At 43.9% G+C, this 25,362-nt stretch carries 26 protein-coding genes and 2 pseudogenes; 7 read left to right on the forward strand and 21 right to left on the reverse strand.

The window, feature by feature from the left end; all coding sequences use genetic code 11:
* Positions 1 to 68 precede the first annotated feature (68 nt).
* From hcaD to hcaE, 6 genes are read right to left on the reverse strand one after another with little or no spacing between them, the layout of a single operon-like run.
* A complete protein-coding gene (hcaD, locus tag AACQ83_RS01630; RefSeq protein WP_112875986.1) occupies positions 69 to 1,253 on the reverse strand; it encodes a phenylpropionate dioxygenase ferredoxin reductase subunit in 1,185 nt (394 codons plus the stop codon).
* Between the two features lies 1 nt (position 1,254).
* Positions 1,255 to 2,208 carry a 3-carboxyethylcatechol 2,3-dioxygenase gene (locus AACQ83_RS01635; RefSeq protein ID WP_112875987.1) on the reverse strand — a complete coding sequence of 318 codons (954 nt, stop codon included), beginning with the start codon at positions 2,206 to 2,208 and terminating at the stop codon, positions 1,255 to 1,257.
* Entirely contained in the window at positions 2,198 to 3,040 is an 843-nt protein-coding gene (gene hcaB / locus AACQ83_RS01640) for a 3-phenylpropionate-dihydrodiol/cinnamic acid-dihydrodiol dehydrogenase (protein ID WP_112875988.1), read from the reverse strand. The genes AACQ83_RS01635 and hcaB overlap by 11 nt, the downstream gene beginning before the upstream one ends.
* Positions 3,040 to 3,357 carry a 3-phenylpropionate/cinnamic acid dioxygenase ferredoxin subunit gene (hcaC, locus tag AACQ83_RS01645; RefSeq protein WP_011146458.1) on the reverse strand — a complete coding sequence of 106 codons (318 nt, stop codon included), beginning with the start codon at positions 3,355 to 3,357 and terminating at the stop codon, positions 3,040 to 3,042. The genes hcaB and hcaC overlap by 1 nt, the downstream gene beginning before the upstream one ends.
* Positions 3,357 to 3,899, reverse strand: a complete 543-nt coding sequence (gene hcaF / locus AACQ83_RS01650) for a 3-phenylpropionate/cinnamic acid dioxygenase subunit beta (RefSeq protein ID WP_112875989.1) — start codon at positions 3,897 to 3,899, stop codon at positions 3,357 to 3,359. Before hcaF ends, hcaC begins: the two co-directional genes overlap by 1 nt.
* Complete coding sequence (gene hcaE / locus AACQ83_RS01655; protein WP_112875990.1) at positions 3,896 to 5,257, reverse strand: 3-phenylpropionate/cinnamic acid dioxygenase subunit alpha; 1,362 nt, start codon at positions 5,255 to 5,257, stop codon at positions 3,896 to 3,898. Before hcaE ends, hcaF begins: the two co-directional genes overlap by 4 nt.
* Positions 5,258 to 5,393: 136 nt before the next feature.
* On the opposite strand from hcaE, the gene hcaR reads away from it, so the two are divergent.
* From hcaR to AACQ83_RS01670, 3 genes are all read left to right on the forward strand, one after another.
* The gene (gene hcaR, locus AACQ83_RS01660; protein ID WP_112875991.1) at positions 5,394 to 6,278 is read left to right on the forward strand and encodes a DNA-binding transcriptional regulator HcaR; all 885 of its coding nucleotides are present in this window, start codon (positions 5,394 to 5,396) and stop codon (positions 6,276 to 6,278) included.
* A 113-nt stretch (positions 6,279 to 6,391) separates the two neighbouring features.
* A complete protein-coding gene (locus AACQ83_RS01665; RefSeq protein WP_240000672.1) occupies positions 6,392 to 7,294 on the forward strand; it encodes an alpha/beta fold hydrolase in 903 nt (300 codons plus the stop codon).
* Positions 7,295 to 7,363: 69 nt separating this feature from the next.
* Positions 7,364 to 8,146, forward strand: coding sequence for a fumarylacetoacetate hydrolase family protein (locus AACQ83_RS01670; RefSeq protein WP_112875992.1), 783 nt, complete (start codon positions 7,364 to 7,366; stop codon positions 8,144 to 8,146).
* Positions 8,147 to 8,251: 105 nt separating this feature from the next.
* On the opposite strand, the gene AACQ83_RS01675 is transcribed toward AACQ83_RS01670, so the two are convergent.
* From AACQ83_RS01675 to AACQ83_RS01700, 6 genes and pseudogenes are all read right to left on the reverse strand, one after another.
* Positions 8,252 to 8,974 carry an MFS transporter gene (locus tag AACQ83_RS01675; RefSeq protein WP_158537744.1) on the reverse strand — a complete coding sequence of 241 codons (723 nt, stop codon included), beginning with the start codon at positions 8,972 to 8,974 and terminating at the stop codon, positions 8,252 to 8,254.
* Positions 8,962 to 9,504: an ATP-binding protein gene (locus AACQ83_RS01680; RefSeq protein ID WP_255566830.1), complete on the reverse strand. Its 543-nt coding sequence runs from the start codon at positions 9,502 to 9,504 to the stop codon at positions 8,962 to 8,964. The genes AACQ83_RS01675 and AACQ83_RS01680 overlap by 13 nt, the downstream gene beginning before the upstream one ends.
* A pseudogene (locus AACQ83_RS01685) lies at positions 9,481 to 9,693 on the reverse strand (phosphoribosylamine--glycine ligase N-terminal domain-containing protein); the annotation flags it as partial. The pseudogene AACQ83_RS01685 and the gene AACQ83_RS01680, both read right to left, overlap by 24 nt.
* 121 nt (positions 9,694 to 9,814) lie before the next feature.
* Positions 9,815 to 10,576 carry an ATP-grasp domain-containing protein gene (locus AACQ83_RS01690; RefSeq protein WP_158539347.1) on the reverse strand — a complete coding sequence of 254 codons (762 nt, stop codon included), beginning with the start codon at positions 10,574 to 10,576 and terminating at the stop codon, positions 9,815 to 9,817.
* A gap of 29 nt (positions 10,577 to 10,605) precedes the next feature.
* Positions 10,606 to 10,962 (reverse strand): annotated as a pseudogene (locus AACQ83_RS01695) (TauD/TfdA family dioxygenase); the annotation flags it as partial.
* Positions 10,963 to 11,088: 126 nt separating this feature from the next.
* Entirely contained in the window at positions 11,089 to 12,135 is a 1,047-nt protein-coding gene (locus AACQ83_RS01700; RefSeq protein WP_192880959.1) for an aminotransferase class III-fold pyridoxal phosphate-dependent enzyme, read from the reverse strand.
* Positions 12,136 to 13,162: 1,027 nt separating this feature from the next.
* Here AACQ83_RS01700 and AACQ83_RS01705 point away from each other — a divergent pair.
* Both AACQ83_RS01705 and uspE read left to right on the forward strand, forming a co-directional pair.
* Entirely contained in the window at positions 13,163 to 13,918 is a 756-nt protein-coding gene (locus AACQ83_RS01705) for an FNR family transcription factor (protein ID WP_011146433.1), read from the forward strand.
* A gap of 121 nt (positions 13,919 to 14,039) precedes the next feature.
* The gene (gene uspE / locus AACQ83_RS01710) at positions 14,040 to 14,984 is read left to right on the forward strand and encodes a universal stress protein UspE (protein ID WP_112875998.1); all 945 of its coding nucleotides are present in this window, start codon (positions 14,040 to 14,042) and stop codon (positions 14,982 to 14,984) included.
* A 63-nt stretch (positions 14,985 to 15,047) separates the two neighbouring features.
* Here uspE and AACQ83_RS01715 read toward each other — a convergent pair whose 3' ends face one another.
* From AACQ83_RS01715 to AACQ83_RS01745, 7 genes are all read right to left on the reverse strand, one after another.
* A complete protein-coding gene (locus AACQ83_RS01715; protein WP_112875999.1) occupies positions 15,048 to 16,013 on the reverse strand; it encodes an urease accessory protein UreD in 966 nt (321 codons plus the stop codon).
* Positions 16,010 to 16,645, reverse strand: a complete 636-nt coding sequence (ureG, locus tag AACQ83_RS01720; RefSeq protein WP_011146430.1) for an urease accessory protein UreG — start codon at positions 16,643 to 16,645, stop codon at positions 16,010 to 16,012. Before ureG ends, AACQ83_RS01715 begins: the two co-directional genes overlap by 4 nt.
* Positions 16,646 to 16,697: 52 nt before the next feature.
* Entirely contained in the window at positions 16,698 to 17,384 is a 687-nt protein-coding gene (locus AACQ83_RS01725; protein ID WP_112876000.1) for an urease accessory protein UreF, read from the reverse strand.
* Positions 17,381 to 17,977, reverse strand: coding sequence for an urease accessory protein UreE (gene ureE, locus AACQ83_RS01730; protein ID WP_112876001.1), 597 nt, complete (start codon positions 17,975 to 17,977; stop codon positions 17,381 to 17,383). Before ureE ends, AACQ83_RS01725 begins: the two co-directional genes overlap by 4 nt.
* Before the next feature lie 76 nt (positions 17,978 to 18,053).
* Positions 18,054 to 19,769, reverse strand: coding sequence for an urease subunit alpha (locus tag AACQ83_RS01735; RefSeq protein WP_112876002.1), 1,716 nt, complete (start codon positions 19,767 to 19,769; stop codon positions 18,054 to 18,056).
* A gap of 83 nt (positions 19,770 to 19,852) precedes the next feature.
* A complete protein-coding gene (locus AACQ83_RS01740; RefSeq protein ID WP_112876003.1) occupies positions 19,853 to 20,230 on the reverse strand; it encodes an urease subunit beta in 378 nt (125 codons plus the stop codon).
* 91 nt (positions 20,231 to 20,321) lie between these two features.
* A complete protein-coding gene (locus AACQ83_RS01745) occupies positions 20,322 to 20,624 on the reverse strand; it encodes an urease subunit gamma (protein WP_011146425.1) in 303 nt (100 codons plus the stop codon).
* A gap of 371 nt (positions 20,625 to 20,995) precedes the next feature.
* On the opposite strand from AACQ83_RS01745, the gene AACQ83_RS01750 reads away from it, so the two are divergent.
* Positions 20,996 to 22,021 carry a HoxN/HupN/NixA family nickel/cobalt transporter gene (locus AACQ83_RS01750; RefSeq protein ID WP_112876004.1) on the forward strand — a complete coding sequence of 342 codons (1,026 nt, stop codon included), beginning with the start codon at positions 20,996 to 20,998 and terminating at the stop codon, positions 22,019 to 22,021.
* A gap of 109 nt (positions 22,022 to 22,130) precedes the next feature.
* Entirely contained in the window at positions 22,131 to 22,304 is a 174-nt protein-coding gene (locus AACQ83_RS01755) for a hypothetical protein (RefSeq protein ID WP_155416457.1), read from the forward strand.
* A gap of 125 nt (positions 22,305 to 22,429) precedes the next feature.
* Here the strand turns inward: AACQ83_RS01755 and pntB are convergent, their stop codons facing one another.
* Together pntB and pntA are read right to left on the reverse strand one after the other, a co-directional pair.
* Positions 22,430 to 23,818, reverse strand: coding sequence for a Re/Si-specific NAD(P)(+) transhydrogenase subunit beta (pntB, locus tag AACQ83_RS01760; RefSeq protein WP_112876005.1), 1,389 nt, complete (start codon positions 23,816 to 23,818; stop codon positions 22,430 to 22,432).
* Between the two features lie 10 nt (positions 23,819 to 23,828).
* Entirely contained in the window at positions 23,829 to 25,358 is a 1,530-nt protein-coding gene (gene pntA, locus AACQ83_RS01765; protein WP_112876006.1) for a Re/Si-specific NAD(P)(+) transhydrogenase subunit alpha, read from the reverse strand.
* Positions 25,359 to 25,362 lie beyond the last annotated feature (4 nt).

Below are 25,362 nucleotides of genomic sequence, written 5' to 3' on the forward strand. Positions count from 1 at the left end.
AACCAGCACTTTGTCAATAATCTGAGATTACGGTTTTTAACCGTAATCTTTCTTAGAGGCTATCAAAGTCACGCCCACTCTACGCCGGACACCACCTGCGCAGGATTAGCAAGTAATTTCCGTAAATTACGCATTTCTCTTCCCTGATTAATCGCGACAGCACCGACTAAAACTTCATTTTCTGTACCAAATAAAATGGCCTTATCTGATTGCAAATCACCCTGGATATGCCACTCTTCAGCCTGCATGTTACCAACCATTTGGATGTTAATGCCCCACTGATCGGTCCAGAACCACGGCGCGCCTGGCTGAGGGGGGTCCAACCCCATCATGGCATGCGCGGCAATGGTCGCCTGACGGTTAGCATTTTCCCAAGTTTCACGGCGCTGTAGATCACCTGTCAGCGGTTCTCTCTGAAGGCAAACATCCCCGGCAGCAAAAATATCCGGTTCAGAAGTCTGGCAACGGCTGTCAATGACGATTCCGCCATCAGTCACCAAACCGGCATCAGCGGCAAGCTGATCCCTGAATTCAGCGCCGATACCATAAATAATAATATCTCCGATCACCTTTTCACCGGTGTTCAATATAAGCACTAATTCACTCCCTTGCTTTTGTGCGGAAACAATATTGGTATCAAGGAAGAATTGTACCCCTTTTTCCTGATGACGATTCAAAAGATAATCCTGCAATAATGGAGGAGCACAACGCCCCATGATGTTATCTGCCTGTTCGATAACCGTCACGTTTGCCCCCAATTCACAAGAGGTTGCCGCCAGTTCCAGGCCAATCACACCACCACCAACAATCAAAATCCGTTTGTCTTTTTTCACCGCCTGACGTAAACGTTGCGCATCATCCAGCGTCCTCAAGGTATAAATATTTTCACCCAGCTGATCGAGCAGCGGAAATCGTCTGGCTCTTGCCCCCATAGTGAGCAGGAGTTTGTCATACCTGAGCTTGCCGCCATTTTCTAAAACAGCACAATGTTTCGATGGCATAATCTGGCTGACCAACTGGCCTATGCGCAGATCTATCTGGTTTTTCAGATAAAAATCTTCGGAGAACAGGTATTTAGGCGCTTCCTCTGGGTTGATTAAATAGTCTTTTGATAAAATTGGCCGCTCGTAAGGCGCATGATATTCCTTACCAATTAAAATAATATCGCCATCAAACTGTTGCTGCCTTAAGGTTGCGGCGGCCATAGCTCCCGCTTGCCCTGCTCCAACGATAATAAAAGTCTGATTCCGCATATTATGCTCCTATCTGAGTGACAGGTTGAGCACTGACCATTGCCATCCCTGCCAGCCACTCCTTAATAGGTCGGTAATAATGCCGTTGCGCTTTATATTCGCCATAAACAGAAAGCGCCGCAAAAGCCGCAATCCAACAGCGAATTTCCTGTCCACCTTTCCCGCCCTGAATGGCGATTCCCCCCTCTGTTAACGAAGCAAGACGCCGAATATCGCCACTACAAAAAATACGCAATAACTCGTCATCCCACTGTGGATTCAACGGAGCAACGACATTCTCGCCACGAGCCAACGATTTTCCAACCTCAATTACCCGGATTTGCCGTTTTTGACGCACTTCTTTTGTCGGATTTCTCCCGGCAATCAACCCTTCTTCAACTTCCGGCGAAACCTGTCCCATTTGTGGTATCGGAGGATCATGTGATAAGCCACCAGAACCTAACAGCAATACCCGCTGATCTGTTGTGAATAGGAATTGACCCACTGCACGACCTAACTCAACAGCACGACGGCATGTCGGTAATGGTTTAGCTGCACAGTTAATAAATATTGGGATAGCTGGATAACGCTGTAACTCCTGACAAAGCAGCATCAATGGTTGAGTAAAGCCGTGATCGACCTGCATACGCCAGGAGTGAGCCACATCAATCCCTGAATCATATAAGGCAGAAATTAAATCCTTCGCGGTGTTTTCAGGAACATTGAGTGGACCTTTACCAATATCCCAATCCCCCACTGCATTCGCTCTTACTCCAACGCAAAATGCCGGCATGAGATCATAAAAAAAACCATTAAAATGGTCAGGAGCGAAAATCACTATCAATTGTGGATCGTAGGCCTTTATCTGTTCAGCCAATTGCTGAAAAACCTGCCGAACATGCTTTTCTGTCGCCTCAGGCGGAGAACCAAAACCCATCAAAGGTGTGTGTGAAGTACAAATCAATTTAACGGTCATCTGAACTCTCCTTCTTGGTCGGAGACATCACTCCCGCTGTCGTTTGGCGAATGCCACGGATACTTAATCCGGCATCAGCCGTTATCATCACCCCCGTTAAAGTGCGATTATTGGCACGGGAAGCCAACATGACATACGGACCGGTGAAATCTTTTGGCTGAGGTATGAATTGCAAAGGCAAAATTGCACTGAGACTTTCTAATGACAGGTTATCTGTAATACATCTATCTTGCTGAGATAGTGAAGCCGCCCCACGAAGATCACTTGGCATACCACAAGGCGCAACACCATTAACCCTGATAACTGGCGCTAATTCATAAGCTAACTGGCGGATCACGCCGACCGCACCGTGCTTGCTGGCGGTATACAATACCCCTCCACCACCAGAAAACCATGACGAGTTTGACAACGTAAAAATCATGCTGCCTTCTGATGCGGTTAGCGCCGGTAACGCGGCTTTAGCCCCTAGAATATACCCTTTCAGGTTAACACCCATCAGCTCATCAAATCCTTTATCAATCTGCTCTGGTGAGGCGTCAAGCAGGCTGATTTTGTGATCCCATATCCCGGCATTACCAACAAAGCAGTCTAGTTTGCCAAAACGCCGAACAGTTTCAGCCACTGCTCGTTCATTGTCCTCAAAAGAGGCAACATCACCGTGAATAACACAGATATCGTTACCAAAACAGTGTGCCAAAGCTGTCGCTTTTTCTGCCGATAACTCCAAAACGCCCACTTTGGCGCCTTCAGCAATAAAACGCTCTATTAAAGCCAAACCTAAACCGGAGCCACCGCCTGTTAATAAAATGACTTGATCTTTGATCCAACTCATTATTGCTCCTCCGATACAGTGATATAAATGTTTCCGTCTTTAACAACAACAGGATAGGTCTTCAATGGATCTGTAGCAGGAAGGCAAAGTGCCTTCCCGGTTCTAAGACAAAAACTGGCCGTATGCAGTGGACACTCAACTGTCGCATTGTCTTCCAAATACCCTTCGGATATAGAGGCATTACCATGACTGCACCGGTCATCAACAGCAAAGAATTCGCCATCATAGTGAAACAACGCAATATCCGGTGTGTATTCAACCTTACGCGCTCCTCCGTCGGGCAATTCTTCAACAGTACATACGAATAATTGACTCATCAGAATAAGACACTCAAGTTATGGAAAGTTAAGACTGCCTGATCCAAGGTAATTTCACGTTTGCAAATCAGCCAGCTATCCGTTTTCGGATGACGGCGAACACAATCCAGACGCTTACCAACATAAAAAGCTTCATCTCGCTCTTTTTGTGAACGGTACAGCAAATAATTGGACTGAACATGAAATTGGTCAGGCAAATCCGTTTCAGTAATCACTAAGTTTGTCAGTAGATGACGTGTACGGGATGGGGGTTCCTCTGCCCATGCCATACCGGTCTCCAACCGAGCTATCCGGCGTTCAAGCTGAAATTTATTGTCATTGAACAACCAAGTAGTTGGCGGCTGGATACTCTTACGGCGATCGCGGGTTTGGGCATTAACAATAGTGCGCATGGTATAGCTGAGATCTTCTGATAACAACTCAAGCCAATCGCGAAATCTCCACTCATCCAGCAATGTAATTTCGTAATACAAGAACTGGCTTATTTCATAGTGCAGTTCCGACGATACCCTTTTTTCCTGATTAACAATTAACTCTTTCATTTGACCAACTCCTGTTGATAAACCCGGCTTTTTTCCTCTATCTCATCCCAGGTTTCACTGGTGAGTAAGTCAGCCCAACGCTGATACATGCCACGGGCAACGGTTTCGGAAAAAACATAATTGGTCACACCCGGAATTCCATCATCCCGCACTCTTTCTTGTCCCAATCTCATTTCCATACACAAGGTGCTGTTACGGGCTTTGTAACCTCTAAGTACCTTCTGAATTTCCACCCAATTTTCTGAATCATCCTGTTCGAGAAAACCTGCCGGACCAAATGCACGGGTCGCACTGTTTTCAAAAGCGGCTTTTACTTCCGGAGAAGCGGCTTTATCTGCGATGCAGAACGCCCAAACTTCCACCTGATCAGGTCCACGTGGATGCCACACCCGCATGGTTGCAGTACCGTTAAGCCAGGAAAGTGTCGGGAAAATATTGTTGTGACCGGCAAGACGCAGTGCCCTGACTTTTCCCAACCGCTGCTCTACCTCGGCATAGGTTTCACGGTAGTAACGGGCAACGGCACCATCAACCCAAACGTTGGCATCGGGTTTTTCGGTCAAGAAAAATCCACAACCGTGACCATTCTGAGCAAATTGCACGGCATCTTTTGCCGTTTCCCAAACTGGTCGTGAAGTCTGATCAGCACCTAATGCTTTTTTATCGTCGCCATCCTTTACGCTCAAAACCTGTACGGCGGAGGCATGGCTGAATAAAGCATGGTATTGATCGCCGGCAAACTGTTCAGCGGGTAATTTCCAGTTACAATTGATCACCCACTTTTGCACACCACCAATAACCTCAGTTCCTCCTTCACGGCGATCAAGCACACCATCAAGATACCAAGCCATATCACCGAGATAATCAATCAGAGAGGGGGCTGTCGTATCCCAGTTACCAAAAATCAATCCTTTATAACTTTCCACACACGGCACTTCCTGAAGTCCCCATTGCTCTTTGCAAAGCCCATGTGGATAAGCGCACGCTTCCAACGGAACGTCGATTAATCGACCGTCCACACCATATGACCAACCATGATAAGGGCAAGTAAAAGCACGGGTATTACCGCTATCTGCGTAACAAACCCGCATGGAACGATGGCGACATTGATTTAGGAAAGCTTTAACGGAACCATTTTTTTGACGGACAACAACAACACTGTCCTCTCCCATATAAGTATTGAAAAAATCACCCGGATTGGGAATTTGGCTCTGATGAGCTAGAAACAGCCAACAACGGCCAAATATTCTTTCGAGTTCTAATTGATAGAGCTCGGGATCGATATAAATCTGAGGAGTTACACGACCGGCTCGGGCATCAATCAGGCGGTAAATATCTGAATCTTTGCTCAATGTCATATTATTCAGTCCTCAAGTAAAAGAAAAGTTGACTTTTTGCCAACATGCAAAATGAATGCTATTAATAGATTAATATTTTGTGAAATACATTGTTTGTTTAAATTAAGACTTTTTTTCGATATGTGAGGAAACAGCAATGGAATTAAGACACTTACGCTATTTTATTGCGGTGGCAGAAGAATTAAACTTTACTAAGGCCGCAAAAAAATTGCATACTGCACAACCTTCGCTAAGTCAACAAATAAAAGATTTAGAAGATTATATTGGTTCTACACTATTAGAGAGAAATAAACGCAGAGTCTCTCTAACCAAAGCCGGAGAAGTTTTTTTCCAACAAGCCCGGCTTATTCTTGAAAATGCAGAGAAAGCAAAAAAAATGGCCCGCAGAGCGGCACAAGAACAAATTGTGCTAACTATCGGATTTGTCCCATCAGCAGAAGTTAAAGTATTACCTGAAGTCATCCCAATATTTCGCTTAGCTCATCCTGGAGCAAAAGTAGAACTTATTAGTTTATTTAATCCAGGACAAGAAGAGAAATTATTACAAGGTGACATTGATGTCGCTTTCATGCGCCCGCCAATAAAGAGTGATTATATTGATTTTAAAGTCATTCTTAATGAACCGCTGGTGGTTCTGATGCCTGCTAATCACAGGCTAAGATATTGTGAGAAAATTTCAGTCAACGACCTACAAGGAGAAAATTTTATTACTCCTGATCCAACACAATCTGGTGTATTACAACAGATTATAGAAAATTATTTTACTGAACATAATGTCGTACCTAATATTATTCAAACAGCTAATAATATGCTATTAATTTTAAACATGGTTAGTCTAAATTTAGGGTGTGCAATAGTACCATTCTATATTACCAGCATCATGACAGATGCCGTTATTTGCCGGCCATTATCAGGATATTCTCCCACAATAGAGTTAATAATGGCATGGCGAAAAGACAATACATCAGAATTATTATCGCACTTAATAGATGTTGTTGAAAATAAATATCTGCAAGAATAAAAATAAGCATCATCGTTTTTTTCTTTCAGACTAGACATATTAAGTATTAGTGAATATTACCCGCTATCGTTATATTAATAACGTATTAATTTAAAATAAATAAGGAAGATATCATGATGTCAATATCAGCGAATCCTCAACATAAACTTATACAACCCGAATTACGTTCGCTTTGGTCTGCTATTGCCAGCGGTGAAATCCATCTACATTATCTCGATGTAAAAGGGATAAAAACTCGTGTTCTTGAAGCGGGTAACGGACCTACTCTGATTTTCTTGCATGGTATTGCAGGTCATTTAGAAGCTTATATGCGCAACATACTGCCCCATGCTGCCCATTTTCGTGTACTGGCAATTGATATGCTGGGGCATGGCTTCACGGATAAACCTGTCCGTTCCTATGAGATTATCGATTATGTGGAACACCTACGGGATCTTATTGAAACATTAAATCTGAAGAAAATTCACCTTTCTGGCGAGTCGCTAGGCGGATGGGTTGCAGCCCGGTTTGCGGCAAAATATCCGCAATATATTCACCGTCTGGTGTTGAACACCGCAGGTGGCATGATTGCTGATCCAAATGTGATGGAACGCCTGCGCACACTGAGCTTAAATGCAGTGAAAAACCCAGATCGGGAAGCTACCCGCAAACGCCTTGAATTCCTGATGGAAGATCCTGCAATGGTGACAGAAGACTTGGTTGAAGCCCGTTTTGCCATTTATCGTCAGCCGGGTATGTTGTCCGCAATGGAAAACATCATGTGCCTGCAAGATATGGATACCCGTTTACGTAACCTTTTGACCGAAGATGAACTGGCAAAGATCCAGGCTGAAACCTTAGTGCTATGGACTACACACGATCCGACTGCTGCGGTTTCAGTAGGTCAGCGTCTTGCCGGGCTTATCGAAAATAGCCGTTTTGTCGTGATGGAAAAATGCGGTCACTGGCCTCAATATGAAGACCCGGACACATTCAACCGGCTCCATATCGATTTTTTACTAAACGGCAACAAATAATGTCCCTTTCAGACGAGTGATATTCCAGTTGGGATGTCACTTCTGTGGTTTGAGCAGGAGCAACAACAGATGAATAACGTCATAACCCATCTTGGTGAAAAATTGTTTCAATCATGGCAGAGTCATCAAGCCATCGATCCTATCTCTAGTGAATATCCAGAACTAACATTACACGACGCCTATCTCATCCAGCAAAAAGTTATTGCTTACCGGTTGGAAACAACTGGAGAACGCATTGTCGGTAAAAAAATCGGTATCACTAGTCAAGCAGTTATGGATATATTGAACGTCGATCAACCCGATTTTGGCATTCTCACCTCAGATATGCATTACAAAAACAATGCCACTGTACCCATTGAGCAATTAATTGCGCCGAAAGCTGAAGGCGAAATTGGTTTTATCCTGAAACACAATCTGCGTGGACCAGGTATCACAGCAGGAGATGTACTCAGAGCAACAGATTATGTCGTGCCCTGTATCGAAATTGTCGATTCCCGTATCCGTGACTGGAAAATAAAAATCACAGATACTGTTGCTGATAATGCCTCATCAGGGTTATTTGTCATTGGCAATGGTGCCCGTATGCCCTCAGAAATTGATTTAGCTGCCGTGACAATAACGTTGGAGAAGAACGGTAAACTGGTTGACACTGGCATTGGTGCCGCTGCACTAGGACATCCAGCCAACTCTGTTGCCTGGCTAGCGAATATGCTAGGAACACTGAATATGGCGTTACTCCGTGGAGAAATCATTCTCTCTGGCTCCCTCACCACCATGGTGCCTGTTAATACGGGTGATCAGTTGAAAATTAACTTACTCGGTGTGGGATCTGCCAAGGTAAGTTTCGCCTGAAAAATTAGCTTTAGTCTCCAAATAGGAGTTATAAAAAGCCCCACCAAAGCTATTGGCAACTTAGTGGCAGGAGCGTATGTTCATTTAAAAGAAAATAACTGGACACTAAAACAAAAGATTGCATTGACATGCCGTATACTTTTTGAAATGGGACACGATTCTGGATTGGCCGGGCAAATAACAACAAGGGGTTCTGCGCAATATTGTCAGGAAAAGAAGTAGCTGGCCTTTTATATCCATGGTTAAACTTTTATGTTCATGCTCTGGAGACTGCACTCTAAGTGTCAGAAAGATACCCACTAAGCAGAGCGGCACATTTACCAAGAAAATCGATCTCCACGACAGATATTCGGTCAGCCACCCTCCTATGACAGGCCCCGCCACCAGCGCGATACCTCCCCAGCTTGCCCAGCTGGCAATGGCACGGGTTCGTTCTGTTTTATCTGTGTAGGTATGAGTGATCAAAGCAAGCGAACCTGGTACGAGTATGGCGGCGGAAATACCCTGAAGTACGCGACCGGTTAATAAAATAGCGGCTTCACTGCTAATTCCACACAAAGCGGAGGCGAGAGTGAATAATCCAAGCCCTGTAATGTAAACACTTTTTGAACCATAACGATCACAAAGGACTCCCCCTGACAGTAACAAACTTGCAAATAAAACCAGATAGGCATTTACAACCCATTGTAACGTTGTTACACCAAGTGAAAGACTCTCTTTAATAGTCGGTAAAGCTACATTAACTATGGACGAATCCAGAATGACGAGTATGTAACTTATATTAGCTGCGAGCAGAACATTACGCTTGTTACGCTTCATGTTGTCCATAAACATTCCCCCGATTCTGTATATTCGATTCCTTCGGAATTAAGAGCTGCCAGACAAGGTTCTACAATTTGGGTAATAATAGCATCATGCTGTGCAGAGGACAGTACTGGGGAATAAGCTCCCATACCACCAGTGTTAGGGCCTTTATCCCCATCAAGCAGCTTTTTATAATCTCGGCTTTCAGCCAGTGGTAGATAGTTTTTTCCGTCAAAGAGGATGGTGTAAGAGACTTCTTCACCTTCAATGAATTCTTCAACCAGCACTGGTCCGACATTTCTTGTGAAAAACTCTTCCAGAGTGTTTTTAACACGCTGGCGATCCTGGGCTATCACTACACCCGTTCCCCCATGTACCATACCGTCTGCTTTGATAACCACAGGTAAAGGTAATGTGTCAGCAAATTTCTGGGCCTGTTCCTGTGATTCACAAATTGCACTGTAAGGTGTAGGTATTTGATATTTTTTCATGAATTTTTTGGAAAAGCCTTTCGACCATTCAAGTCGGGAGGCTTCACGAGTTGGGGCAATGATGGGTAACCCACGAGATTTAAAGTAGTCGGCTACCCCAGCTGCCAAAGTTTGGGTCGGTGTGATAAGCGTAAAGTCTGCTTTTAGTTCCAGAGCAGCCCTAGCCAGCCCCTCAACATCTCCTGAAGACACTGGAATATCTTCCATTCCGGGTGCGCATGACGTAGCCGGATTACCTGGGGCTAACCATACTTTTTCTACTACAGAATCCTATAATAATTTCCATGCCAGCGCCTGTGCGCCGGCGCCTGAACCTGCTATAAGGATTTTCATTATAGTCTTCTCTCAAAACACAGGGTTAAAAGGAATCTTATCAGTTTTGCCACCGGACTAAATCATCAATCCAGTCGGCAAAATGTTCAATTCGTTCAGTAAGTTGTACATCACTGTTGCCGGTAATGATGGCGCTAACAACGTCATCGGTATAAGATGTTGCCTGTTGATAAATTTGCCCGACTCTCCCTGATAAGCAGAGTGTGGATATCCAGTCATAAGGAACTGAATCTGGCAAAGAAATCAGATATGCCGGACGAACAGGAACGCGAATTGATGCTGCGAATTCTCTTGGTTCAGTCCAGACTTTCAGTACGTCATTGATACCTGCACAACTCTGTATCCAAGCTTTATGTATATTTATCCCCCAGGTGTGTTCTATTAACTCCCCCGTAAGTGAACCCACAGTACGGGCCGCGATCTCGCATAAAATTAATCGGTCATCGGCGGTGTGGAATATTTCGGCATGAAACTCGAGGGTAGGCGCAGCAGGCAACGCTGATATAGTTCGATAGGTAATACTGTTCAGTCGCTCTGCCAAGGGGGTAGCAGGATCAATAGTACGGCTGCCAAATATACCTGCATGCTGGTAGTCAAGAGCATTATTGATATAAGCGCAGGGAGCAAAAAATGAGTCTCCTGCTTCATTAATTACACCGTTAACATGATACATATTTCCAGAGATGAACTTTTCTACCATCCAGCCATCAACGGTTCTGTCGCGGAAAAAATCGGATACTTCTCTGAGACTCCTACATACCTTAACGTATTTCGAGTTGCATCCATCCACCGGTTTTATCACAACCGGGAAATTATGCTCTTCACTGAAAGTTAGAACATATAGTTGTTGAGAAAAAGGATTTCTCCAAGCTCAAGCATAAATTCGAGTCTGAACTCTGGGCGGTTACATATTTCATAAAATGCGTGGAGTCCAGCATCAAGTGCGTCAGGGAGAGCTAGTCCCTGAAGTTTTGCTGCTGCTCGCATATAAGCACCGAGACACATAGAGCTCACCCTACCTGACATTTTTGAGAAAATCGGAATTTTGTATGACGTGCAGGGAAGTTTACTAGAAGAGCGTTCAGCTGTAGCGTAATAATATCCTTCAAAAAGGGCGTCAAGTAGTTCTGGTTTTTCCCTTAACATTTGATTGTAGATGGCTAGGCCACTTACGATTTGAGTCAATCCCCCTGAAGCAGCCCCCCCTCAAACACATAAGCCCAACAATTTCAAAGGTATCCGAATGAAACCCAAGCTCCCTATTAGACATATAGCCTCGATTATTTGGATTATTTTTCTCATTTCTTACATGCCCTATCCTGTGACCTTGTGAGTTTTGTACGACTGGACGTCAAAGACCTGTTCCAATTCCCCAGGTTTCATTAAAACAAGAGACATGGGAAGTCCATATCCTGAAACAGACTTTGCAAGGCAGATGATATCCGGTTTTATTCCTGCTTCTTCGAAACTGAAGAAAGTGCCTGTACGACCACAACCAGCCTGAATATCATCAACAATAAGCAAGATATTGTTTGCAGCTGCGATCTCTGCTACACTCCGTAACCATTCTACGCTCGCCACATTGACTCCACCCTCTGCCTGAATAGTTTCCAGAATAATTGCTGCAGGCAAGTCAATACCGGAACCCGGAGAAACTAGCATTTTCTCCAAAATGTCCAGTGACGTGTCATTCTGACCAAGGAAATTTTCGAAAGGAAGGCGTACTATATTGTTCAGGGAAACACCTGCCGCATTTCGTTTTTTCTCTCTGGCTGTGGCTGCAAGAGCACCCAGAGACATTCCGTAAAACGCATTGGTGAATGCGACAATGTCGCTACGTCCCGTCATTTTACGTGCGATTTTCATTGCAGCTTCAACTGCATTGGTTCCTGTCGGCCCGGTAAACTGAAAACCCCGTTCAGCAATACCTAAGTGTATAAGAGCATGCAATACGGGCTTGTAGATCATTGGAACAATTGCTTCGGCCCCCAAGCAAAGTGCAGCTAAACCATCAGCAATTTCTCCTGAGCGGCAATAATTCAGGACACACGAAGCAAAATAAGAGGTTTCTTCAAGTATAGGAACAGAACTGACCTGTGCACCTATTTCCATCAATGAACGCTGAAACAACTCAGCATGAGTGACTTTTCCCTCTCCATTTATCCCCATCTCTTCACGTAAATTTTCCATCAGATGATGAATATCATTGAAGTTATCAATATGGCTGATCAGAGCACACAAAAAGCGAGTGAAATTACGTGAATAATGATGATGTTGAATCAAGAAATAACGCATTCCGGACAGAGTGATTCGTTCTTCATTCATTGCGATGAGTAACGGGTGATTAACCAGTTTTTTCACCGCATCTATATCCAGCCAATTATCCCAGAGTCCTTCTTCAGTCAGTAATCCTATTTTTTATCAGGTAAAGTTACAGTTTGATTTTGTTGTTCACTCACCTTGCCTCTCCTGTTTTTGAAATAAAACGCATCTCTGCTCTCTATCCCTCTATAACAAATAGTTCTTTACTAGCAGCAACAGAATAAGTACTGCGGTGCTTATAACTTCTTAGCAACCAAACAATGCCAACGAAAATAAACATTTCATTGATTAAACCATAAATTATCTTAACAAGCATTTCAATAAACTATTAATCACGCAAAGCAATAAATATTCAACCATTTGAAAAATAAAATTAATATCTTTATGGGAGTATGGTAAGTACCAATATCGACTAATTTTTTATGAAATAATTTCAAATTGAAATAATTACTCATTGATATTACGTAATGTATATAAATAGATACATGGACACCGACTCGATTCAAGTAGATGAATAAATCTTCTGGCAACGAAGTCGCAAACATATATTCAGCTTCAATGAGCCCGGATGAAAATCCGTACTCTCTTCTGCCCTCATTATTTCAATTGATGCTATAGGGTTAATTCTTATCGCATTAAGTTACGTTTTAACAGTAATTAAAGACGGATTACTGTCTATTGTCGATATTGGTTCGCCATCGAAGGACTAGCAAATCTACTTTCAGCAATATCATTCACACTGCAATTGATATTTCGCAAAACATAATAATCAGGTTGCTGTAGCTGTGCTGGTTGAGCAGGAAAAGGATCTTTTAATGTTTTGTCATTTATCAGTAATATTATCGATAATATCATAAATATTAATGAAAAATTACAACCCCTTAGCCTTGAGATGGCAATAGCAGAACATCAGCTTTATACATACAACGCAATAATTTCTTATGGATAGAATAAACAGGTAATACATTTTCCTAAATAAATTGCAGAAAGCTATTATAGCTCTTACCAGAATCATCAAGAAATGCTAAAGTTGAAGGATATGAATATTTCAAATGAGCATGCCATAATGATCCAGGAAAAACGTGTTATTCGTCGAATCCAGTCTGGTGGTTGTGCGATCCACTGCCAGGATTGTAGCATTAGCCAACTGTGTATTCCTTTTACCTTGAATGAGCACGAGCTTGACCAGCTTGATAATATTATTGAGCGTAAGAAACCTATCCAGAAAGGGCAAACGTTATTTAAAGCAGGTGATGAGTTGAAATCTCTTTATGCTATCCGTTCTGGCACAATTAAAAGCTATACCATTACTGAAGAAGGTGATGAGCAGATTACAGGTTTCCACCTCGCAGGGGATTTAGTCGGTTTTGACGCCATCCTCAATACTCAGCATCCAAGTTTTGCTCAAGCTCTGGAAACATCAATGGTCTGTGAAATTCCGTTTGAAACACTCGATGATCTGTCCGGCAAAATGCCTAATCTCCGCCAGCAAATGATGCGCTTGATGAGTGGAGAAATTAAAGGCGACCAAGAAATGATATTGTTGTTATCTAAGAAAAACGCTGAAGAACGGTTAGCCGCATTTATTTATAATCTCTCTCGTCGTTTCGCTCAGCGTGGTTTCTCACCAAAAGAATTCCGTTTAACCATGACCCGCAGTGATATTGGTAATTACCTGGGTTTAACGGTTGAAACTATTAGTCGTCTGCTTGGGCGTTTCCAGAAAAACCAAACTCTCGGTGTAAAAGGTAAATACATCACGATTGAAAACATGGATAAGTTGTCTGAGTTAGTCGGAAAAAAATCTGTTTCAATTACCTGATCTTAAAACCAGATCATCTTATTTTGTTGATCTGGTTCTCCTCTGACCTGTTCGGTTTGCTTATATTGGTTTATCTTTAGTATTGAAGCGTGTTTTGTCTAGCCTCTGTGAGGATACTATTATGGCAAACTATCAAAACCTTTTAGTTGCAATTGACCCAAGTCAGGACGATCAACCGGCATTAAGACGTGCAGTTTATATAGTGCAACGTAACGGTGGCCGGATTAAAGCTTTCTTGCCCATTTATGATCTCTCTTATGAGATGACCACCTTACTCTCCCCAGAAGAAGGTAGTGCTATGCGTAAAGGTGTTACCAGCCAACGCACTGCCTGGCTTAAACAACAAGCGTACTACTATCTGGAAGCCGGTATTGATATTGAAATAAAAGTGGTATGGCATAATCGACCTTATGAAGCGATTATCCAGGAGGTCATTACAGGTGATCACGATTTACTTCTGAAAATGACGCATAAACATGACAAGCTTGGCTCCTTGATTTTTACCCCACTTGACTGGCAGTTACTCCGCAAATGCCCATGTCCAGTATGGATGGTAAAAGATCAGATATGGCCGGACCAAGGCTCCGTTGTCGTCGCGGTCAATTTATCTAATGAAGAATCATACCACCATGAACTGAACCTGAAACTGGTTAAGGAAACTCAAGAACTGGCAAATCAAGTAATGAAAAATCCGGAAATTCATTTGGTCAGCGCTTATCCTGTTGCGCCACTGAATATCGCTATTGAGCTACCCGATTTCGATCCAAGTGTTTATAACCATGCTCTACGTGGCCAACACCTTATTGCCATGAAAGAATTACGCCAAAAATTCTGCATTGATGAAAAATATACTCATACCCATGAAGGACTACCAGAGAGTGTTATTCCCAAAATGTGCGATGAGATGAATGCGGGCATTATCGTTCTTGGTATCCTCGGCAGAACTGGGCTGTCCGCTGCTTTTCTGGGAAATACCGCAGAACATGTGATCGACCATCTTAAATGTGACCTTCTAACGATAAAACCTGATGGTTTTGAATGTCCAATTAAAGCCGTTAAAGAGTGATAGTAATAGCATGACAACCATCCATTTGGCGATAAAACCCGAAACAGATTCTTATCCTAGGTTTTATCGCCAGATAAACGGCTCAGGCAGTGTAACACCCAAGATCTCCTCACGGGCTATACGCCAGAAAAGGCGAACACCCGCTTTAACTTGATAAGTTTCTTTTCCCAATACCTTAAAGATTAAACCACATTGATTAGGTAAACGACTGGTACCACTCGCTATACCCGTTTCAGCATCGTACTGAGGCGTCATGCGCGCCAGAATACGATCGTGGTGAACTTGAGGCGTGAGCAAGATCACATTGCCGAATACATGAAACGGCCCCATCACCCCTACGCTGTTCAACGGTTGTTTTTTCGGCTCCAGTACATAACGTTCCGCAAACAATATCTTGCCATCAAAATCAGTTGCCGTAATTCGTGATGAGTAAACATCAAATTTAAACCCTTGATCAGCAGGGTGGTATTTGCGACCGGACATAATAATTTCAGAATAAATCAATGTGGCAGTCGAGTGAATGGTTATTTGAGTGTCTGTGATAAACCGAGAACCACTGTGGGGTATAACCGGATCGGGCATCATTTCCAGATAGCCTCCCTGCTCTATCTGGATAGTTTGCACTTGCGCCGCATAGTTATTCACCATCGAATGAATCTTAGTAGCCGATTGGGTAGTAACATGACCAAACGCCTCTGGAGCAACATGAATGTCCAGCGCCAATCTATCTCCTTGTAAGATACATCCCGACGTGGAGATCATAAATACACACGGCATCTGCGGCAGTGCCTCATCCCAATACAGCGCCCGCTGCACCAAATAAGGAACCCGGCGTTTCATTTGCGCCAAAATGCTACGATCACCACGCCGGGCAAATCCCAACTGTAGATAGCCACTTTTACCGACATCACCGCTTGCCATCTGAGGCGGTTCATCCTGAAATAGTGCAAATTCCGGCGCGTTGGCACCAAGATTATTTGCCCGTTGATACACTTCGCCAATATTTTGCGGCGAGCTGGTGGAAGTCATTGTGTCGCCTGTAATGAATGGGTAAACAGGAAGTCACGCATGATCATATTTACCAGCGTTTCAACACCCTCACCTGTTTTGCAATTGGTAAGGATATAAGGGCGCTGACCACGCACAACTTGAGTGTCATGCTCCATCACCGCCAGGCTGGCGCCAACATAAGGTGCTAAATCAATTTTGTTGATCACCAGAATATCCGCCTGTACCAGACCCGGTCCGTTCTTGCGCGGAATTTTCTCCCCTTCGGCGACATCAATCACATAAATATAAAAATCTGCCAGCGCCGGACTAAAAGTGAGTGTCAGGTTATCACCACCACTTTCAATTAACACAACATCGCTGTCAGGAAAACGCGCCTCCATCTCCTCTACCGCCGCAATATTCATACTGGGATCTTCGCGCACCGCTGTATGAGGGCAAGCACCGGTTTCCACACCAAGTATCTTTTCTTCATCTAAAATGCCTTTCAAGGTACGTTTAACCTGTTTAGCATCCTCGGTGGTAACAATATCATTGGTGATAATCAGAGGTTTTATTCCGCGTTGAATCAAAATAGGTGTGATCACTTCAATAACGGCAGTTTTGCCTGAACCCACCGGACCGCCAATACCAATTCGAGTAATTTTTTTCACAGAGATTTCCTCACATGATTAAGAGGTGGTTAAAAGCAATATCAGGATTAAGTTAGTTACTGAACAGCCGGGTGAACGCGCTAACATGTAGTGCCGCTAGAACATCAGTCATAGGTGCATAAGATGTCATTTGGTCAATTCCCCCCTTTTCCGCCTCATCACAAAACAGTTCAATATCCTGATTTAATGAGAACAAGATACGTTGAATTTCAATATGGGTAACACGCATCAGGCGTATAGCCGCACTGAGTATCGTCATTGCAACGCCATATTGATGTATGACGATCACTTCACGTGGAGAAGCACCCAATGCGCTCATGACGACCGCCAAAGTAATCGGATAGGTACCTGCGGCAATATCGCTCTTTATTTGTGCTAACCACCATGCAATTAACGACTCACCGGTGACTTCAACTGCCATTTCCGCTAACTTTTTCCCCATCCGCGTAACCATGGTGCGACTTTCTTCATTTAATTTACGGTTAAGTACCGCCCAATCGTGGGAAATAGCAGCGTCATGCTGCCCACAATTCAGCGCCCGACACGCGGCTACGACTGCGCGGCCATCACTACTCACTGCCTGTAACAGCGCTGTCCGCGTAAACTCGCTTAACGTTGCCACGTCATACACGATTTTGCTCTGAATGGCTGATTCCAAACCGTTTGAGAAAGAAAATGCGCCAACAGGCAATACTGAATCCGCAAATTGCATGATTCTGATTAAGCGGAGAGCGTTCATTTTAGTTTAATCACATGCTGGTTCAGAAACGTATTATCGACATGAACGTGTGTTGCAGAATCCTCTGCGCCACCGAATAATAAACGAGCTTCGGCGTTACTAAGAGAAGGCAATATCTCTTCGCCTTTAACAAAGGAGTAAGGCAATGCGTGAAAACCATGGGTTTTCATGACTGAATCCATGACCTTAGTTGATACTGTTAGCGGAATATAAATCTGGTGATTTTTAATCACTGACTTCCAATGCTGGTTACCTAGGGCATGACCAAGTTCAAAGCTGGTTTTCATTACCGTCTCTGAATCTAGTGACAGCAATGATTTCAAATGAATAACCATCACATCACGCAAGCTCATCTGGACAATAACCGCCAGTCCTTTAGCTTCATCCCACAATAAAACATCGCCGTCAGACAATACCTGATGACGGTCAAGGGAAATACCTAAATCCAATCCGTTAAGGGTGGATTTACGACAACGGCTTTTTTGCGCTTCCCATTGCGAAAGCACCAAGATATCCGGCGAGATCCCTTGCAAGCGATCTCGCCAGAAAACATCTTTTTTGGCATTACCAAGAATCTGTTCAATAACAATCATAAGATAACTCCTCTGAACGCATGGATCGGTTAATCCAGCCAGAAAAAACACGCTCTGACCGGCAGCAAAAAATAGACTAACTAAAGAAATAGCGCTGATTGAGCGCGACTGTCCTGACCGGTTTTACTGTGGCATATTCACCATTCACCTTGACGGCAAAGGTTTCAGCATCCACTTCAATGGTGGGCGTTTCAGCATTACGCACCATATCTTTCTTAGAGATAGCCCGGCAGTTGCGAACCGCCATCACCTGACGTTCCAAACCAAGACTCTCTTTTACCCCCAGTTCCATTGCCGCCTGAGATACAAAAGTGACACAGGTTTCCTGAAGGGTTTTGCCTAATGCGCCAAACATCGGACGATAAAATGTCGGCTGAGGTGTCGGCAGTGAAGCATTTGGGTCCCCCATCACCGCCCAATTAATCATACCGCCTTTGATGACTAACTTAGGTTTTACGCCAAAGAAACGTGGCTCCCACAGCACAAGATCAGCCATTTTGCCCACTTCAACCGAACCGAGCACATGACTTATTCCCTGAGCAATCGCCGGGTTAATCGTAATTTTGGCAACGTAACGTAATACACGGAAGTTATCGTTATGTGCTGCATCTTCCGGCAACTTGCCACGAGCCGCTTTCATGGCATGAGCAGTTTGCATCACGCGCAGCCAATTTTCTCCCACTCGTCCCATTGCCTGAGAATCACTGGAAAACATCGACAGTACACCCATATCGTGTAAAACATTCTCCGCCGCAATGGTCTCCGGGCGTACACGGCTTTCCGAAAATGCAACATCAGCCGGCACTTTGGGATTAAGGTTATGGCAAACCATAATCATATCAAATAGTTCTGCCTGACTATTGATTCCGTAAGGCAATGTGGGATTAGTCGAGCTAGGCAACACATTCATCTGGCTGGCAACTTTAATGATATCCGGTGCATGTCCACCACCGGCGCCTTCAGTGTGGAAAGTATGAATAGTGCGACCTTCAAAAGCATCAATGGTATCCTCAACATAACCTCCCTCATTCAGGCTATCGGTATGTACCGCGACTTGAATGTCCATTTCATCCGCTACACGTAAGGCATTACGCAATGCAGAATTAGTTGCGCCCCAATCCTCGTGCACTTTCAGACCGGCAACGCCAGCTTTGATCTGTTCAACCAGCGGCGTTGCTACCGCAGCATGGCCTTTTCCCAAAATACCTACGTTAACCGGTAAACCTTCAAAAGCACGCAACATACGGTGGATATGCCACGGGCCGGCGGTAACAGTAGTGCCGTTAGTGCCATCAGTGGGGCCAACACCACCGCCAAAGAAAGTTGTCACACCATTGGATAAAGCATGTTCAGCCTGTTGAGGAGAAATAAAATGAATATGGGTATCGATGCCAGCGGCCGTGAGGATGAGATGTTCTCCGGATATAGCATCAGTACTGACACCAACCACCATACCGGGCGTAACGCCATTCATCATGTTGGGGTTACCGCTTTTACCTATCCCGACAATGCGCCCCCCTTTTAGGCCGACATCCGCTTTAATGACTCCTTGTCGGGCATCCAAAATCGTGACACTGGTAATCACCAAATCCAACACGTTTTCGCTGGTCATACGGTTATCCGCACCCATACCATCACGCAGTGATTTACCTCCGCCATAGACCGATTCATCACCATAGCCACGCAGATCTTTCTCAATTTCAATAAATAGATTGGTATCACCCAAGCGGATCTTATCGCCGGTCGTTGGGCCAAAAAGACCTACATATTCCTGTCGGGAAATGGTTGGCATAGTTTATTCCTTTGTTCGAAAGATTTTCCAACGTTCGTCAACTCTACCTTGAATTTATTCGATAACTTTATAACTCAATTCTACTACCCGGCATGCAACCAGGTTTTTTCCACAGGTTCATCAATAGCAACTGCCCAACCATCGACTAAATTATTAAATCCATAAACGTTTTGTTTCCCACCAATCGGGATTAATGACACTTCAATTTCATCACCAGGTTCAATACGGATAGCGGTTGTTGCCGTGATATTAAGTCGTTTACCAAACGCCGCCGCACGATTAAATTGTAAAGCTTTATTTACCTCAAAAAAATGGAAATGAGATCCCACTTGAATAGGACGATCACCAGAATTACGAACTTTTAATTGAATAACCGGACAATCTTCATTAAAGGAGATCGGGTCTTTAGCCAGAATATATCCCCCCAACGGAGTAATATCTTCTTTATTATTTTTTTCCATCGGAAAATCTCTACGTTAAGACGTGAGTCAAGGCATAAGTTAATATTTTGTCTAGATAATTTTTCCTGCTATTTACAATTTGTTTCAGCAATCATTGAATGGGATCATGCACCGTGACCAAACGACTACCATCAGTAAATATTGCTTCAACCTGTACATGCGGAATAAGATCAGCAACGCCATCCATCACATCCTCTTTAGTCAGAACATGCCTGGAATCATCCATTACCTCTTCCAATGTTTTCCCCTCTCTGGCGCCTTCCAATGCAGCCGCAGTAATAATCGCAACGGCTTCAGGATAATTGAGTTTTAAACCACGAGACTTACGCTTTAATGCGACATCAGCCAGTGTATATACCATGAGTTTTTCGATTTCCCTTGGTGTTAATTGCATAAAACCCCCTAATCATTGGTTATTCCATACGGTCACACTGCTATGTCAATATATAACTTAATACGATTTTTCCAACAAACTTTATTCAAAAGCTGCTGTCCCTATCCAAATATTGATTGAGATAATCTTTTAGTAAAAAATCTTTGACACAAAGACCATAATATGTCAATTAAGATCATTCTTCTCAACACAGGTTAGTCCTCTTACCTCTTATTTAAGTTTATCCAAGGTAATATTACAAGCTGATTAGTATGCCTACTTAGTGAAAAAATTATAGGTCATGAAGTCAGAAAATACTTACTGTTTTTTTGACTTCTAACAATCACCCGTAAGGCGGGTTTTACATTTACAGATTTACAGGTATTCCATATATGAATAATTTAACGGATAAAAAACGTGCTGTATCTCTTCTTGTTGTTTTGATTGCCGCCAACGTACTGGCTTGGGTTTGGGCATTTATCGCTTTCCATCATCATGCGGTTATGATGGGAGCAGCCCTGCTGGCTTACGGTTATGGACTGCGCCATGCGGTCGATGCTGATCATATCGCAGCAATTGATAACGTCACCCGTAAATTGATGCAACAGGGTAAATCACCCATTGCCGTCGGCGCTTTCTTTTCTCTTGGACACTCTACCATTGTTATTCTAGCCTGCTTCGCCATCGTCCTGACCTCTATGGCGTTTAAAGATCAAATGGGCTGGGTTCACGACTATGGCGGTATTGTTGGCACCTTAGTTTCTGCCTGCTTTCTGCTAGCAATAGCACTGATTAATTTGCTGATATTAAAAAGCGTCTATCAAAAGTTTCAGGAGCTCAAACGTGGAAGAGATCTAGCTAAAAGTGATTTTACCGAACTGGCAACAATGCCAGGGGGAATCATGACGCGCCTGTTCCACACGGTTTTCCGACTGGTAAGCAAAAGCTGGCATATGTATTTGGTCGGTTTTCTGTTTGGATTGGGTTTCGACACCGCTACCGAAGTTGGGCTATTAAGCATATCTGCCGCCGGTTCTCTCAGTGGACTTCCTCTGTGGTCGTTGATGGTATTCCCGGCGCTATTTACCAGCGGTATGGCACTCATCGACTCGCTGGATAATTTTGTGATGGTGGGTGCCTATGGTTGGGCGTTTTCCCAACCGACACGCAAACTCTATTACAACATGACCATTACCGCCGCTTCCGTTGCCGTAGCACTGTTCATTGGTGGGTTGGAAGCGCTTGGGCTTATCGCTGAACAGTGGGATTTGCATGGCGTTTTCTGGAACACTATCGGGGCATTAAATGACAATATGGGCAATGTTGGTTTTTGGGTCGTCGGGATTTTCATTTTGTTCTGGACCTTATCAGTGATGAATTATCGCTGGCGGGGGTACGATACGCTGGAAATTAAATAACAAACGCAGAACTCTTCACATACCGTGCGATGTATTACATCCTGAAACGCTGCTATTCTTACTTCCCAATGGCAACGTTTATTTTATTAGTGATATTTGTAGAAAGATTATGCATAAACAAACTAATACTCTGAAATCCAGACAACAATTTTTACGTGATGCTGAAAACGCTTGGTTAGAATATGAAGCTACCGGCTTGCATTTAACTGGCAATGAACTTTCTGACTGGTTAGACGCTATTGCACGTGGCGAGGATAAGGATCTCCCTGAATGCCACCTGTAGTCTGGCGCCAAAGGATAAATTTACAGGGTTGACGGTTGGAAACTACCAATTTCTTCTGTCTCTCAATCATATCTCGATTGAGAGACAGTAAATCCATCAAATCTGTACGTTAAAAAGATAGAAAATCACAGTGCACGCAGGATTGCCTCTACACTCGCTTTCGCATCACCGAACAACATCTGACTGTTGTCTTTAAAGAACAGTGGATTTTGCACACCGGCGTAACCTGTGTTCATTGAGCGTTTGAACACAACAACATTTTGTGCTTTCCAAACCTCCAGAACGGGCATACCCGCAATTGGGCTGTTGGGATCTTCCTGTGCCGCAGGGTTAACAGTGTCGTTGGCGCCAATGACCAACACAGTATCGGTATCAGAGAAATCATCATTGATTTCATCCATTTCAAGAACAACGTCGTAAGGCACTTTTGCTTCTGCCAACAGCACGTTCATATGCCCAGGCAAACGTCCCGCAACGGGATGAATACCAAAGCGGACATTAACTCCTTTCTCACGTAGTTTGTCCGTGATGTCATGTACCGGATATTGCGCCTGTGCAACAGCCATACCGTACCCCGGCGTGATGATAACAGAAGTTGAGTTTTTCAATAGTTCAGCAACGTCTTCCGCTGTGGTTTCACGGTACTCACCCATCTCTTGCTCATCACCGGTTGAAGAACCATCAGTACCAAACCCGCCGGCAATCACACTGATAAAAGACCGATTCATGGCTTTACACATGATGTAAGAGAGAATCGCCCCCGAAGAACCAACCAGTGCACCCGTTACAATCAACAAATCATTGCTCAACATGAAACCCGCTGCGGCGGCTGCCCAGCCCGAATAGGAGTTCAGCATTGAAACCACCACTGGCATATCCGCACCACCGATGGAAGCAACCAAATGCCAACCAAACGCTAATGCAATTGCTGTCATAAGCAACAATGTGAACACTTGCAGGCCTGTACTTTCCGTTTTCACAAAGGTAATCAGCAGCACAAAGGAGATCACAAGCGCTGCAAGGTTTAATTTATGACGATTTGGCAACATCAACGGTTTAGAAGAAATTTTTCCACATAATTTACCAAATGCCACAACAGAACCGGTGAAGGTAACCGCACCAATGAAAACCCCCAAGAAAACTTCTGTCAGATGGATATTTTCCATCACGGGTTCTGCAAAACTATCGTGAGCAATAAAGCTATTAAAACCGACCAGCACGGCGGCCAAACCAACAAAACTGTGCAGAATAGCAACTAATTCCGGCATTTCAGTCATTTCAACTTTATTTGCCAGACGAATACCAATCACCGCACCGATCACCATCGCCAGAATAATCCAGACAACACTTCCGGTATCAGGCCCGAAAATAGTCGCAATCAATGCGATTGCCATTCCGGTGATACCAAAAATATTTCCGCGTTTAGAACTCTCATGACGAGATAAACCTGCCAGGCTGAAAATAAATAAAACGGCGGCAACAATATAGGCTGCTGTAACGACTCCACTCGACATTAGTTACCCCTTAGTCCTTACGAAACATTTTCAGCATACGTTGAGTGACAGTGAAGCCACCGAAGATATTAATGCTGGCAATAAGAACAGCAATAAATGAGAAGAAACTTACCCATCCACCATCACCAATTTGTAATAACGCCCCAACGACAATAATCCCCGAAATGGCATTAGTTACCGACATTAACGGTGTATGCAACGCATGGCTGACATTCCAGACCACGTAATAACCCACCACACAAGCCAACGCGAAAACAGTAAAGTGAGATAAGAATTCTTTTGGCGCAACATTGGCTAACCAACCGAATAAGATAACAACCAATGCCAATAAACCATATTTCAACCAAGGTGAAACGGGTTTCGCCGCTGGCTTTTCTGCTTTAACTGATGCCGGTTTTGCTTGCGGCTGAACCGAAACTTGAATGGGTGGCGCCGGCCAGGTAATTTCGCCCTCTTTGACAACTGTCACGCCACGAATAACAACATCGTCAAAATCAATATTGATTTCGCCATTTTTCTCTTTGCACAGTAATTTCAGCAAATTAACCAAGTTAGTGCCGTAGAGTTGTGAAGATTGTGTTGGCAAGCGACTTGGCAAATCTGTGTAACCAATAATTTTCACACCATTTGCAGTAATAACCAATTTATCTGCTTGCGTTAATTCGCAGTTCCCTCCGGTCTGAGCGGCCAGATCAACAATCACACTACCCGGCTTCATGGATTCAACCATCTCTTTGGTGATAAGACGTGGAGCCGGTTTCCCTGGAATTAACGCTGTTGTTACAATGATATCAACTTCTTTTGCCTGTTCAGCAAAAAGCGCCATCTCCGCTTTAATGAAAGCTTCGGACATGACTTTTGCATATCCGTCGCCACTACCAGCCTCTTCTACAAAATTCAGCTCAAGAAACTCTGCTCCCATGCTCTGAATTTGTTCTTTAACTTCAGGACGAGTATCAAATGCACGAACAACCGCGCCCAAACTACCCGCAGCACCCACAGCAGCTAAACCAGCGACACCGGCACCAATAATCATCACCTTGGCTGGCGGGACTTTTCCTGCCGCAGTAATCTGACCAGTAAAGAAACGACCAAATTCGTGAGCGGCTTCGACTATTGCACGATAACCGGCAATATTTGCCATAGAACTCAACGCATCCAACGACTGTGCTCTGGAAATACGCGGTACTGAATCCATTGCCAACACCGTGACTTTGCGGTCTGATAACTTCTGCATTAACTCAGGATTTTGCGCTGGCCAGACAAAACTCACCAACATACTCCCTTCCTTCATTAATGCAATTTCATCATCCTCAGGAGCATTAACCTTTAAAATAATATCTGAACGCCAAATATTATGACGATCAGTAACTTCAGCACCTACTTGTTGGTAAGCACTATCCTCAAAGCTAGCTAAATGCCCTGCGCCACTCTCAACAACGACATTAAATCCCAATTTCAGCAGGTGTTCCACCGTGTTCGGTGTGGCTGCAACACGTGCTTCATTGACAAGTCGCTCCTTCGGTACACCAATACGCATAATG

The sequence above is a fragment of the Photorhabdus sp. S10-54 genome, from assembly GCF_963878145.1.
GTDB classification, from domain to species: domain Bacteria; phylum Pseudomonadota; class Gammaproteobacteria; order Enterobacterales; family Enterobacteriaceae; genus Photorhabdus; species Photorhabdus kayaii.